The sequence below is a fragment of the Arthrobacter ipis genome, assembly GCF_014694315.1.
In the GTDB taxonomy this organism is placed as follows: Bacteria; Actinomycetota; Actinomycetes; order Actinomycetales; family Micrococcaceae; genus Arthrobacter; species Arthrobacter ipis.
The window spans coordinates 884,985-897,573 of sequence record NZ_JAAOXD010000003.1 but is presented as its reverse complement, the minus strand read 5'-3'; the positions used below and the strand labels follow the sequence as shown (position 1 = coordinate 897,573).

Genomic DNA, 12,589 nt, shown 5'->3' with positions numbered 1-12,589 from the left:
CCCCCGGCTAAACGCGCTGGTGCCGGTCCAGGAGCAGGGCGCAGCGGATGAACCCGAGGTGTGAGTACGCCTGCGGGTGGTTCCCGAGGTGCGTCTCGGTGCCAGGGTCGTACTCCTCCGGGAGCAGCCCGGTGGGTCCGAACAGATTCACCAGCTGGTCGAAGAGGTCCCAGGCGTCGGCGATCCGGCCCACCGCCACGTACGCCTCAATCAGCCAGGTGGTGCAGATGTGGAAGCCGCCCTCCAGACCCGGCAGGCCGTCGTCGTACTTGTACCTGAAGACCGTGGGTCCCACCCGCAGTTCCCTCTCCACTGCCGTGACGGTGTCCAGGAACCGCTGGTCGCCGACGTCGAGCAGGCCGGACAGCCCGATGTGCAGGACCGCGGCGTCAAGGTCGGGGCTGTCGTAGGCGACGGTGTAGGACGCCGCAGCGTCGTCCCAGCCCTCGCGGAGCACCTCGTCCCGGATGGTGGCGGCGGTCTCCGCCCAGGCAGGCTCGGGGCTGCGGCCGTGGCGGGCTGCGGCACGGAGGGCCCGGTCCAGCGTGACCCAGCACATCACCTTGGTGTAGACGTGGTGCCTCGGTGCGCGGCGCGCCTCCCAGATGCCGTGGTCGGCCTCATGCCACCGTGCCAGCACGGCACTGGCCATCTGGACCAGCAACTCCCAGTGCCCGTCCGGCAGCGATTCCCGGGACTCACTCAGCCCGTGGATGAGCTCGGCGATCGGGCCGAAGACGTCCAGCTGGACCTGGTGGTCCGCTGCGTTGCCGATCCGCACTGGACGCGATCCGGCGTAACCGGGCAGGCTCTCGATGATGGCCTCGGTGGACAGCGGCGCGCCCGTCACGGAATACAGCGGATGCAGCCACTCCGGGCCCGGAGCGTTCGCTAGGATGCCGGTCAGCCACCTGAGGAAACCGTCGGCTTCCGCCGTCGACCCCAAATCCACCAGGGCGTTGACGGTCATGGAGCCGTCCCGCAGCCAGCAGTAGCGGTAATCCCAGTTTCGGGTGCCGCCGATGCCCTCCGGCAGGGATGTGGTGGGGGCCGCGAGCACGCCGCCCGTGGGCTCGTGGACCAGCGCGCGCAGCACCAGGGCCGAGCGCCGCACCAGAGACGGTTTTACGGAGGGCAGCATCAGGCCCTGCACCCAGCGGCGGGAATAATGGGCGACGGCGGCCCTGCGGTCCGTCTCGTCAGTCCAGTCCGGGTGCCCCGGGTCCGTATCGCCGCACCGCAGGTTGAAGACCACCGGCCCGTGCTGCAGGTTAACCTCGGCGGTGGCCGTTGCGTGCCGGCCGTCCGAGGTGATGGCGAAGCTGACGTCCGGCGCCAGCAGGATGATGGGGTCGGAGGTGCCGACGACGTGAAGCTCGCCGCCGCGGGCCTCCATGCTGAACGGCGCGTTGGCGTAGTCCGGCCGGGGTGCGAAGACGATCCGCGCCGCCCCGGTGCCGGTCAGCACGCGGACCAGGCTGGTGATGCCCTCCGGGGCGTGCTCAAGATAGTCCGTCACCGTGACGTCAGCCCACCGCGTTTCCACGATCATGGTGCTGTCCACGTACCGCTGGCCCAGCACACGGGACGCCTTGACCGGCTCCACGGAGAAGTGCCCGGCGGCGTCGCCACCCAAAATATGGGCAAAGAGCGAGCCGGAGTCCGGCAGGGGGTGGCTCATCCAGCAGATCTTGGCATCGGGTGTCACCAGCGCCGTGGAGGAACCGTTTCCGATCATGGAGTGGCGCTCCAGGCCGACGGCGTCCTCACCGAAAAGCCAGGCGCGGCGCAGTTCGAAGAGGATGCCAAGCACCCGCGCGAATGATTCCGGATCCCTTAGGCGGTGTCTGGCCGACGACGGTAGGTCCCCCACCCACAGCCCCATGTCCGGGCCGCGGAGTGTGGCCATGGCCAGTTCGTCGCTCACGGCGTCCCCGGCGTACAGGGCCGCGCTGACCCCCAGCCGGGCCCGCAGGTGGTCCAGGGCATCGGCCTTGGAGGGCTGCACCACGGACAGGTCCAGGACTGAGCCGTCCACCACGAAGAACAGCCCAAGGGCCCGGGCAACCTCCTCCGCTTTTTTCGCGCACTTGGCCGCGACGTCCGGAGCGGCGGACCTGGTGTGAACGGAGACCGCGACGGGTTTCCGTTCGATGCTGACGCCCTTGTAGGCGCCCACCGCTTCGAGGAGCGCCTGGTTGGCCTGCTGCAGCACGGACTCGGTTGCGAGGGACAGCCCGTGGGCGAACCCCATGTCGAACTCGGCCCCGTGCGAGCCCACCAGATGGACCTCGGCGGGAAGCCTGGAGACCGCAGCCAGGTCGCGCAGGGACCGTCCGGAGATGACGGCCGCGTGTGTGTTGGGCAGGGCGGCCAGTGCCCTAAGGGCGATGGCCGCACCGCCGAGTGGCAGTGTTTCCGTGGAGATGCCTTCCGCGGCGCAGAGGGTGCCGCCGTAATTGCAGGCCACGAGCAGCCCCGGCGTCCGGGCCAGGATCTTCAGTTCGCCAAGCAACTGGGGCGTGAGCCCGTCGTCGGCCGCCTCAGACTGGACGAAGGCCCGCAAGAGACCCAGCGGAAGGGATTTGGTCAGCAGTGCGGAATCAGCCACCGCCTGGTTGAGCGGAGTGGGCATGCGCGGCATTCCTTCGGATTATCCCCAATCGGTCTTGGACACCTACAGTGTCCGGCGCGGCCGTTTCCCCTGAATCTCCGGGTTATTGCGTTCATGTAACTTCGCCGGCTCCGTGCTGCCGGCTGGAATCCTTGTGGGGCCCACTATGCGGTTGCCGCGAAGGTCAGACGCGGACCAGTCCGGCTGCCTCCGCAAGGAGCTCCACCGAACGTAGCCGCTCAGCGGTTCCGTTGCTCTGGTGCGCCACGATGAGCTCGTCGGCGTCGGCGTGCCGGGCGAAGCCCTCCAGGTAGTCCAGCACGACGTCCGGGGTCCCTACAGCCGAGTACTTCATCATCTGCGAGACGTGCTGTCCCTGCGGCGAGTCCAGGATCATGTCCGCTTCGTCGTCGGTGAATTGCCGCCCGCCACCGAAGAACAGTGAGACGCGGGCCCGCATTGTGGCGCGCAGCATCTCCTGGGCGTCCGAGGCAGCATCGGCAGCCACCACGTTGACGCCGGCGATGACGTGGGGGGCGGACAGTTGCTCCGACGGTTTGAACTCCCGGCGGTACACGGCGACGGCGTCCTGCAGCGCATTCGGGGCGAAGTGGGACGCGAAGGCGTACGGCAGTCCCAGCTGGGCCGCCAGCCGCGCTCCGAAGAGGGAGGAGCCCAAAATGTAGAGGGGCACGTTGGTCCCCCTGCCCGGCGTAGCCTCCACCCCCTGCACGCGCGTGGGCCCGGTGAGGTAGCCCTGCAGTTCCAGGACGTCCTGAGGGAAGGTATCGGCCGAATGCGGGTCACGGCGCAGTGCCCGCATGGTGTTCTGGTCGCTGCCGGGAGCACGTCCCAGGCCCAGGTCGATCCGGCCGGGATGCAGGGTCTCCAAAGTGCCGAACTGCTCGGCGATGGTGAGCGGAGAATGGTTGGGCAGCATCACGCCGCCTGCTCCGAGCCTGATGCTCTCGGTGTGCGCGGCGACGTGGGCGATCAGCACGGACGTTGCCGACGACGCGATGGAAGACATGTTGTGGTGCTCGGCGTACCAGACGCGCCGGTACCCGAGCTTTTCGGCCAGCTGTGCCATGGCGACGCTCCCGGCAAAGCTCTCCGCCGCCGTCTGGCCCTTGCCGATGGTTGCCAGGTCGAGGATAGAGAGGGGAAGAGTCACGGCAGGATGGCCTTTCGTAGGGGGTTGCGCAGCTGCCGGCCCAGCGGTGGTCCGGCACAGTTGGAACAACGACGGCGGCACCCGGGTTATTTCTGTCTGGCCCGGTGACGCTGTCCACATATCCCGTCCCTCCGCCTGCCGCTATGCTGGCGGCATGGCCAACAAGTCCACCGCAGATAAAGTAGCCACCATCCAAAAGGGCTACGCCTTGGAGGGTGCCACTATCGAGTTGGGCGCCGCCATAGTCGACGGCGAACTCCACAAGGACGCTCCGGTCCGGCTGCCGCTGTCCATGATGAACCGGCACGGGCTCGTGGCCGGGGCCACCGGCACGGGCAAGACCGTCACCCTGCACATGATGGCGGAACAGCTCTCGACAGCCGGAGTGCCCGTGTTCCTGGCGGATATTAAGGGCGACCTTTCAGGGCTTGCCACGGCGGCGGCCGGAAGCGACAAGCTGGCCAAGCGGACCGAAAGCATCGGGCAGGCATGGTCCGGGAAGACGTTTCCGGTGGAGTTCCTGGCCCTCGGCGGGGACGGTGACGGCATCCCGGTCCGCGCCACGATCACGTCGTTCGGGCCCATCCTGCTTTCCCGCGTACTGGAGCTCAATGACACCCAGGAATCGAGCCTGCAGCTCGTGTTCCATTTTGCGGACAAGAACAACCTCGAGCTGGTGGACCTGAAGGACCTGCGCGCCGTCATCCAGTTCCTCATCTCCGACGAGGGCAAGGAACCGCTTAAGGAATTGGGCGGCCTGTCCAAGGCCACTGCCGGCGTCATCCTCCGGGAACTCGTGGGTCTCGAGGCGCAGGGCATGGAGCGGTTCTTCGGCGAGCCGGAGTTCGACACCGCCGAGCTGCTCCGCACGGCGCCTGACGGGCGCGGTGTCATCAGCTGCCTGGAGCTCCCCACCCTGCAGACCAAGCCGATGGTTTTCTCCACGTTCCTCATGTGGCTTCTCGCGGACCTGTTCGAGGACCTGCCCGAGGCCGGCGACCTCGACAAACCCAAGCTCGTGTTTTTCCTCGACGAGGCACACCTGCTCTTCAATGACGCCTCGAAGGCCTTCCTGGAAGCCATCACCACCACCGTCCGCCTGATCCGGTCCAAGGGAGTAGGCATCTTCTTCGTCACGCAGACCCCGAAGGACGTCCCCGCAGATGTCCTCGGGCAGCTGGCCAACCGGGTCCAGCACGCCCTCCGGGCATTCACGCCGGAGGACGCGAAGGCGCTCAAGGCCACCGTCTCCACTTTTCCGGTCAGCGACTACGACCTCGAGGAGACTCTGACTTCCGCGGGCATCGGCGAAGCCGTCATCACGGTCATGAACGAGCGAGGCGCCCCGACGCCGGTTGCCCTGACCCGCCTCCGGGCGCCGGAGTCCCTCATGGGTCCCAGCGCCGCCGAACTGGTCAGGAGTACCGTGGCGGGGTCGGCGTTGCTTGTGAAGTACGGCACTGCGGTGGACAACGTGTCCGCGTACGAGAAGCTGACCGGCAAGGCCGCCGCTCCCACCGGCGCCGCGGCAGCCGGGCAGCCGCCGGCTCCTTCGCCCGAAGTGTTCGTCCCGGGCAGTCCTGGCCCAACGGCGATCGACGACGAAGCCCGCCGGATCGAGGAGGAGATCCTCGGCCGCCCCAGCAGCAGGCAGCCCGGCAGCGGGCGGGCCGAAAACGCACGGCCGGACGGCGGGCCGGTATCGGCGCCCCCCGCCGGACGCCAGGCTCCCCCGACCGGCGGGATGATGGAAGACATCACCGGCGCCCTCGGCGGGGCCCTTGGCAGCGGCCTGAAAAGCATGGCCAGATCCATGGGAACGCAGCTCGGCCGGGAACTCCTGCGGGGCGTTTTCGGCACCTCGTCCCGGCGCCGCCGCTAGCGGAAAGCAGCGCCGACAGCGGTGGCTGAGTCCCGCCGTCGGGCGTTCCTGCACGGTGGGCGGGCGTCATGGGGGCCGCCGTTACTCCGGAGTTACCTGACGTTGCAGGTAACGTGGGGTGCGTGCAAATGAGTCAAGCGTTGGTGAAGACGGCGGCCGGATGGCTGCTGGGCCTCATGCTTGCCATCGTTGGCGCCATCGTTTCGGTCAACCTGGTCAACTCCTCCGTGGCCAGTCCGCAACAGCCCGTGCGCGAATATCTGGAGGCCCTGCAACACGGCGAAGGCGAACGGGCACTTGGCCTGCTCCGCGCGTCGGTACCGGACGCCGACGCTTCCATGCTCGACGGCACCCCCCTGCAGACGGCTGCCGCACGGATCACGAACGTCAAGCTCGGAGCCGCGGTGGGGCGTGGCGGCAACCGGGTGATGGTGCCGATGGACTACACCATCGACGGCAGCCAGCTGCACACCGAGTTCCTGCTGGAGAGCACCGGCACAGAATGGCTGTTCTTCCACAAGTGGTCCTTCGTGCCGACCACGCTACCCACCGTTGACGTGACGGTGGTGAACTCCGGTGAGGCAACGTTCAACGGCGTGCCGGTGAACATGCCCGGCGGCCACAACAGCTTCGCAGTGTTCTACCCGGGCGAGTACGAGGCGTCCCTCAACGGCCAATACTTCGCCGCTCCGCCCACGCGGGCCACGGTCTCCGGACGGGAGGCTCCCGCCGCACCGCTGAACCTGCTCACGCATGCCACGGACGAGCTGAACCAGGCGGTGTCCGCACGGGTCAAGGAATTCCTCGACAAGTGCGCAGCCGAAGCCAGCCGGCAGCAGCAGCTCCAGCCCGACTGCCCGTTCTACCACGTCACCAACAACCGCGTGGTGCCCGGGACCATCAAGTGGAGCATCACCGACTACCCCAAGGTCACCATCGAGCCATTTGACGGCAGGTGGGTGGTGGCGCCGCTGGACGGCAAGGCAAAGCTCACCGCGGAGCAGATCGACCTGTTCAGCGGGGCCGTCTCGCCCCTGGACGTCGAGCACGATTTCAGCTTCACGACGCGTCTGGACATCAACGGCGACACCATCAAGGTCACGCCGCTCCTCACCTTCTAGGAGCCCGCCCGGCCGGTCTGGTCTGGTCTGGTCCAGTTTTGACGCTAGATTCCTTTCGTCATAACCCGGTTCACCGCCCAGGCGACCCAAAGCCGGGCTGGTCCGGCTGCGGCCAGCGCAACGCGCCAGTGTCTCCAGCAGCGAATCGGAGCCCCGTTCCACTCTTGCCAGAACGTCCCGCGCTTTCCCGCACCGGTTGCCAGTCAGGTGTCCGCGTAAGAAAGCGGGGTCACTGTCTCCGCGGTTGTAGGCGCACTCCACCATCACCAGGGATTCCACCGAGGGCAGGCAGAGCAGCGCCTGGAGCAGAACATCCGGTAGCGCGGCGCTGGTTCCATGGCGCTTGGGTTGTGTAAGGGCAAGACGATGGCTGACACACCCATCTGGCGCACGACCGTTGCTGTACCAGTAATGAGGCTGCGGCGCTGGACGGAGATGCCACAATTTGAACCGCGGGGCAGCGGACACGCAGGTTCCACCGGCTGCTTTGATGATGCATGAGGGATCCACACGCACAACCCTGCCCGCCGTCGGACTCGCACGGCAGGCAGAATCTCGGCCATGTGGACAACTGGCCGGCCTTCGGCGCTGCCGGGCTGGCCCAGCTTTGCACCCGCCCGGAAACGGCAGTGGCCCGGTTCCGTGCCGCGAGGGCGGGAAACCGGGCCACTTCGGTCAGTACTGCGAAGGGCCGTTAGTCCATGCCGCGCAGGTCCAGCACCAGTTCGGTGTCGCCGTCGGCCTGCAGCACCACGGGGATGCCCCAGTCCTGCTGATAGAGATGGCACGCGGCGTGGTCCGGGATCTCGCCGTCCTCGGTTTCCGGGCCGTCGCAGGCGGCGGCGCGGGCAGTAATGTGCAGCACGCCCTCCGGAACGTCGGAGGCCAGCTCGAGGGTGCGGAGCAGGCCCACGGAGGTCCCGCCCCCGGACACGAGCAGTTCCGGCGGGGTGGAGGAGATCTTCAGCTGGGTGGGGTCGCCCCAGCGGTCATCGAGCTTCTGGCCGGTGGGCGCCGTGAAGCGGACCGTGAGCTCCAGCAGGCCGGGCGCCACGGGGCTCTTGGGCCGGTGCGTCTGCGCGGCGCCCTCGTCCACCTGCTGCGCTTCCTTGGGGATGGGCACGTACACGAGCTGGTGCTTGTTCGCCTCGACCACCACGAGCAGCGGCTCGGAGCCCGCAACCTGGGTGTGGTCGACGATCACGTCGGACGGCTCGGCCAGTCCCCGCGCCAGCGTGGACACGGTGCCGGCGGCCGGGTCGTAGCGGCGCACAGCACCGTTGTAGGTGTCGGCAATGGCCACTGACCCGTCCGGCAACACCGTCACACCCAGCGGGTGCTGCAGGCGCGCCTCGGAAGCCTGGCCGTCGCGGAAGCCGAAGTCGAAGAGGCCCTTGCCCACCGCTGATTCAACGGTGACGGTGCCGTCGTCGTCGATCACCAGCTTGCGCAGGGCAGAGGTCTCGGAGTCGGCCACCCAGACGTTTCCGTCGGCGTCCTCGGCCACACCTGAGGGCTGCGCGAACCAGGCCTCGTGCGCGGCCCCGTCCAGCAGGCCTTCCAGCCCGTTGCCGGCGACGATTGAAACGTCCCCGGTGAGCGGTTCGTAGCTGAAGATCTGGTGGACGCCGGCCATGGCGATCACCACGGCATTCAGCTTGCTGGACCAGACGACGTCCCACGGTGAACTGAGAGCCACGTCCAGGGGGTGGTCTCCCAGGCGTCCTGTGAAGCCGGCCGCGTCCTCGTCCACGCGGGCGGGCCCGGTCTCGAGGAGCCGCTGAACGCCGCTGCCAACGAGGGTGGTGACCGTTCCGTCAGCGAGGGACAGTCCCCGCAGCCGGTGGTTGACGGAGTCGGCAATCACGACGTCGTAGCCCGTCTTCGCTGCCACGTCTTCCGGCAGCAGGACAAGACCCTGCGGTTCGTTGAACCGGGCGGTGCCGGCGTCGCCGTCGGCGTGGCCCTTCTCCCCGGAACCGTACGTGCTCAGCACGGTATGGAAGTCGGTGCCGAGTTCCAGAACGCGGTGGTGGCCGGTGTCGGTGACCAGCCAGGTGCCGGCGTCAGCGGCGCCGGCGGCAGCACCGGCGTCGGGCGCTGAACTGGCGGACGCTGAACCGGCGGAGGCTGAACCACGGCCGGCCGGAAGGTAGAGGGCCTTGCCGGGGAACCGAAGGGTTCCCGACGTCGGCTCCGGGGCGACGTAAGGGCCGTTGCCGCGGTGCAGTGTGCCGCGGGCCTCGTGCTCGGCGATCAGCTCGGGAATGAGCACGCCCAGGCCGTCGGCGTGGCCTTCGCCCGACAGGTGCGCCACGATGTAGCCCTCGGGGTCAATGACCACCAGTGTGGGCCAGGCGCGGGCCGTGTAGGCCTTCCAGGTTTCCAGCTCGGGGTCGTCCAGGACCGGGTGGTGGATCTCGTAGCGCTCCACGGCGGCGGCCAGCGCGACAGGATCGGCCTCGTGCTCGAACTTCGGCGAGTGCACGCCCACGGTGACCAGGACGTCGGAGTACTTTTCCTCCAGCGGCCGGAGTTCATCCAGCACATGGAGGCAGTTGATGCAGCAGAAGGTCCAGAAGTCCAGGAGCACGATCTTGCCGCGCAGGGCTTCCAGGTCCAAAGATTTGCCGCCGGTGTTCAGCCAATTGCGGCCCACCAGTTCGGAGGCGCGGACCCGGAGGTGGGTGCGTACGGTTTCGCTCATCAGCGTCCTTCCAGCTTAGAGTTGCGTTCAGCCAGCTTGGCGTCGCGTTCAGCCAATTTGGCAAACATATCGTTGTAAGCGGTGAGATCGGCGTCGTTATTCCTGTCCGCCGCCCGGTCGGTGCGCCGGGTTTCGCGTTCATCCGACCTGGACCACATGATGGCGACGCCGATCGCCACCAGCAGCGTCGGCACTTCGCCGATGCCCCAGGCCACTGCGCCGCCCATTTGCTGGTCCAAAAGTGCCGACGGCCCCCAGCTGCGGCCGAGGTTGCCGAAGTAGTCTGCGGCCAGCAGGTTGGTGCCGCCCATGATGGCCACGCCGAAGAAGGCATGGAAGCCCATGGTGGCCAACAGGAGCAGGAGCCGCAGGGGGTACGGCGCGCGGCGCGGCAGCGGGTCGGTGCCTATCATGCTGAGCACGAAGATGTACCCCGTCAGCGCAAAGTGCAGGTTCATCAGCTCGTGGCCCACATGCTCGCGCATCGCCAGGCTGAAGGCGTCCGAGTAGTAGAACAGCACAATGGAGCCGGCAAAGTTGGCGGCGGCGAACAGCGGGTGGGTGACCACCTGCGAGAACTTCGAGTGCACGAACAGCAGGAGCCATTCCCGGAGGCCGCGGGACCCGTCCGCCCGTGCCGGAAGGGCCCGGAGCGCAAGCGTCACGGGGGCGCCGAGCACCAGGAAGATCGGGGCAACCATGGTGAGGGCCATATGGTCCACCATGTGCGCGGAGAACAGTACGCGGCCGTATACCGACGGCGGTCCCGACGTGATGTAGGTCAGCACCAGCAGGCCGATGATCCAGTTCGTAGTGCGGAACCAGGACCACTTGTCCCCGCGTCCGCGCACCTTGGCCACGCCCAGGAGGTAGGACACCAGCCCGAAGATCGCCACGGCAATCCAGAGCCAGTCCAGGCGCCACTCGGTGAGCCAGCGTTCGGGCGTCAGTTCAGGCGGCAACTCGTAGCCGGAGAGGATGAATGCCGGCGAGGCGTCCGGGGCGTAGGAAGTAGGTTCCGGCGGCGCTGAACGGCCCAGTGCGACCGCGATGCCTGACGTGGCGCCCATAATGAGCAGTTCGATGAGAATCAGCTGCCAGAGCACACGCCGCGCGGACATGGCCGCTCCTGTACGCGCCAGCTGCGGGATGACCCACTGCCGGTGCATGAAGCCGATTCCGCCGAGTACCAGTGTGGCGGCGGCCTTCGCGAGGATCAGCTGGCCGTAGGCCGAGCCGAAGAGGTCACCCCAGCTTGTCACCCGGATGCTGGCGTTGACGACGCCAGATGCGAAGACCAGTGCAAACGCGAAACCGGCGAGCGAGGAGAACCGGCGGAGGACCGGTTCGGTGATGTCGACGCCGCCCTGCAGGGACGCCTGGCCGCTGCGGGCCTGGTTGCGCGGTGCCAGGATGCCGGAGAGCAGTGCCAGCAGGATGATACCGCCCACCCAGGCGCTGACGCCCACCAGATGCAGGCCCAGCGAGTTGATGGCACCCTCGTGGTCGTTGGAGCTGGCGGAGTGGCCGATCAGGGCAGTGGGAACCAGACCGATCAGTGCCAGCAGCAACGTAAACGCCAGGCCGGTCAGCGACCGCACCCCGAAGAGGGCCGTTGTCACCACGGCTGCGATGATCGTCACGGCCAGCCAGGCGCGCCCGGTCTCGATGTCCGTCATGAAGTACACGAGGGCGCGGGTGAATTCTGCATCCCCGGAGATGCCCTGCCCCGCCACGTCGGAGTACGTCAGCACCAGCACGGCGATGGCGGACAGCGTCCACGCCACGCCGGCAGCCGCCGCGGTGGCCAGGGCACGGGTAAAGGCCGGGTGCTCGGGTGCGTCATTGTCCTTCGACCGTGCACCACCGAGCTTGTGCGGCAGGATGCCAGCGGCAAAGATGAGCCCGCCGATTACAGCGGCAAGGGAGACGTTGTGGATGGCCTTGCTGACCGGGAGCCCCCAACGTACCAGCGCGCCGGGGTCGGAGACTTCACGGGCGGCTGCGGCACCGGAGAACAGCAGCGCGGCCACCAGCCCCAGGAAGAGGGCACCGAGTCCGGCCAGCTGCCACGGCCGCTGAATGCCGAAGGCACTGTCAGTGGCCCTGGTACCCGAATCGGGCGCGGGTTGCGGAGTAAGGGGTTTTGCTGCTGAAGGCACCTATCCATTGTCCGCTACCGTCGCCACGGCGGCGAATCGGGGTTTCGGCGAACCGAGGGTTAAAAGCAAGAGGAGCGGCAACCTCGTGGGTTGCCGCTCCTCTGAGCTGCGAAAGACTACTTCTTGGAGACAGCGGCCTTCAGCTTGGAACCAGCGGTCAGCTTGACGCTGTGGCCGGCTGCAATCTGGATGGTTTCCCCGGTCTGCGGGTTGCGGCCAGTGCGGGCTGCACGGTCGGTGCGCTCGACTGCGAGCCAGCCCGGGATGGTGATCTTCTCGCCAGCGGCGACAGAAGATTCGAAAACCTCGAACAGTGCATCGAGCACGGAGTTGACGGCTGCCTGGCTGGTGCCGGCCTTGCCTGCTACCTCGGAAACAAGTTCACTACGGTTCTTAGCCATGTATGTCCTCCTGGACGCTCTTGATTCTGGATCCTGCATGCGGCGTGCGTGCAAGCCACTGTTCGAAAACTTACCAGCTTGCACCGGTGAGGGGGATAAATTCCGCGTGTTTCCGCCACTTATTGACCTAAATCACCGGTATTTCGAGGATTTCCAGCCGAACGCGGCCTCCGCCCCAGATCCTCACCCATATTCCGCCGCCTCCCAGCCGGACGCTTCCTCACATCCCGTCGCCTCAACCCCGACCCTTCCTCACGTCCCGTCGCCTCAACCCGGATGCTTCCTCACTCTGGCGGGGTGCGGAAGCGTTTACGAAAAGACTGCAGGAGCTGAGGACGCGTCCGCGGAAAAGCTGCAGGACGTGAGGACGCGTCCGGGAAAGAGCTGCAGGATCTGAGGGAAGGGTTCGGCGGGGCCGGGGGTGGTGTGGCCCTGGGTGTTAAATGGGTCAGGCCCCGACGTTAGTGTCGGGGCCTGAGCCGTAAATAGTGTCCGGCGGTGACCTACTCTCCCACACCCTCCCGGGTG

General features: G+C 67.3%; 7 protein-coding genes. 2 read left to right on the top strand and 5 right to left on the bottom strand.

The window, feature by feature from the left end:
• Nucleotides 1-7 precede the first annotated feature (7 nt).
• Both G9E11_RS11145 and G9E11_RS11140 read right to left on the bottom strand, forming a co-directional pair.
• Nucleotides 8-2,635: a trehalase-like domain-containing protein gene (locus tag G9E11_RS11145; protein WP_190605568.1), complete on the bottom strand. Its 2,628-nt coding sequence runs from the start codon at nucleotides 2,633-2,635 to the stop codon at nucleotides 8-10.
• A gap of 163 nt (nucleotides 2,636-2,798) precedes the next feature.
• Entirely contained in the window at nucleotides 2,799-3,788 is a 990-nt protein-coding gene (locus G9E11_RS11140; protein WP_190605566.1) for an LLM class flavin-dependent oxidoreductase, read from the bottom strand.
• Nucleotides 3,789-3,942: 154 nt separating this feature from the next.
• Here G9E11_RS11140 and G9E11_RS11135 point away from each other — a divergent pair, with 154 nt between their 5' ends.
• Together G9E11_RS11135 and G9E11_RS11130 are read left to right on the top strand one after the other, a co-directional pair.
• Nucleotides 3,943-5,670 (top strand): helicase HerA-like domain-containing protein, encoded by a 1,728-nt coding sequence (locus G9E11_RS11135; protein ID WP_190605564.1) that lies wholly within the window; start codon nucleotides 3,943-3,945, stop codon nucleotides 5,668-5,670.
• 128 nt (nucleotides 5,671-5,798) lie between these two features.
• Complete coding sequence (locus G9E11_RS11130) at nucleotides 5,799-6,791, top strand: hypothetical protein (RefSeq protein WP_190605562.1); 993 nt, start codon at nucleotides 5,799-5,801, stop codon at nucleotides 6,789-6,791.
• Between the two features lie 694 nt (nucleotides 6,792-7,485).
• Here the strand turns inward: G9E11_RS11130 and G9E11_RS11125 are convergent.
• From G9E11_RS11125 to G9E11_RS11115, 3 genes are all read right to left on the bottom strand, one after another.
• On the bottom strand, nucleotides 7,486-9,498 hold the full coding sequence (locus G9E11_RS11125; RefSeq protein WP_190605560.1) for an NHL domain-containing thioredoxin family protein: 2,013 nt from the start codon (nucleotides 9,496-9,498) through the stop codon (nucleotides 7,486-7,488).
• Complete coding sequence (locus G9E11_RS11120) at nucleotides 9,498-11,660, bottom strand: bifunctional copper resistance protein CopD/cytochrome c oxidase assembly protein (protein ID WP_190605558.1); 2,163 nt, start codon at nucleotides 11,658-11,660, stop codon at nucleotides 9,498-9,500. Before G9E11_RS11120 ends, G9E11_RS11125 begins: the two co-directional genes overlap by 1 nt.
• Before the next feature lie 116 nt (nucleotides 11,661-11,776).
• Nucleotides 11,777-12,061 (bottom strand): HU family DNA-binding protein, encoded by a 285-nt coding sequence (locus tag G9E11_RS11115; RefSeq protein ID WP_003803320.1) that lies wholly within the window; start codon nucleotides 12,059-12,061, stop codon nucleotides 11,777-11,779.
• Nucleotides 12,062-12,589 lie beyond the last annotated feature (528 nt).

What these genes read in the sequence shown, in the direction of transcription:
- G9E11_RS11135 (WP_190605564.1), top strand. Translation starts at nt 3,943, where the DNA reads ATGGCCAACAAGTCCACCGCAGATAAAGTAGCCACCATCCAAAAGGGC.
- G9E11_RS11130 (WP_190605562.1), top strand. Translation starts at nt 5,799, where the DNA reads ATGAGTCAAGCGTTGGTGAAGACGGCGGCCGGATGGCTGCTGGGCCTC.
- G9E11_RS11115 (WP_003803320.1), bottom strand. Translation starts at nt 12,061, where the DNA reads ATGGCTAAGAACCGTAGTGAACTTGTTTCCGAGGTAGCAGGCAAGGCC.
- G9E11_RS11145 (WP_190605568.1), bottom strand. Translation starts at nt 2,635, where the DNA reads ATGCCCACTCCGCTCAACCAGGCGGTGGCTGATTCCGCACTGCTGACC.
- G9E11_RS11125 (WP_190605560.1), bottom strand. Translation starts at nt 9,498, where the DNA reads ATGAGCGAAACCGTACGCACCCACCTCCGGGTCCGCGCCTCCGAACTG.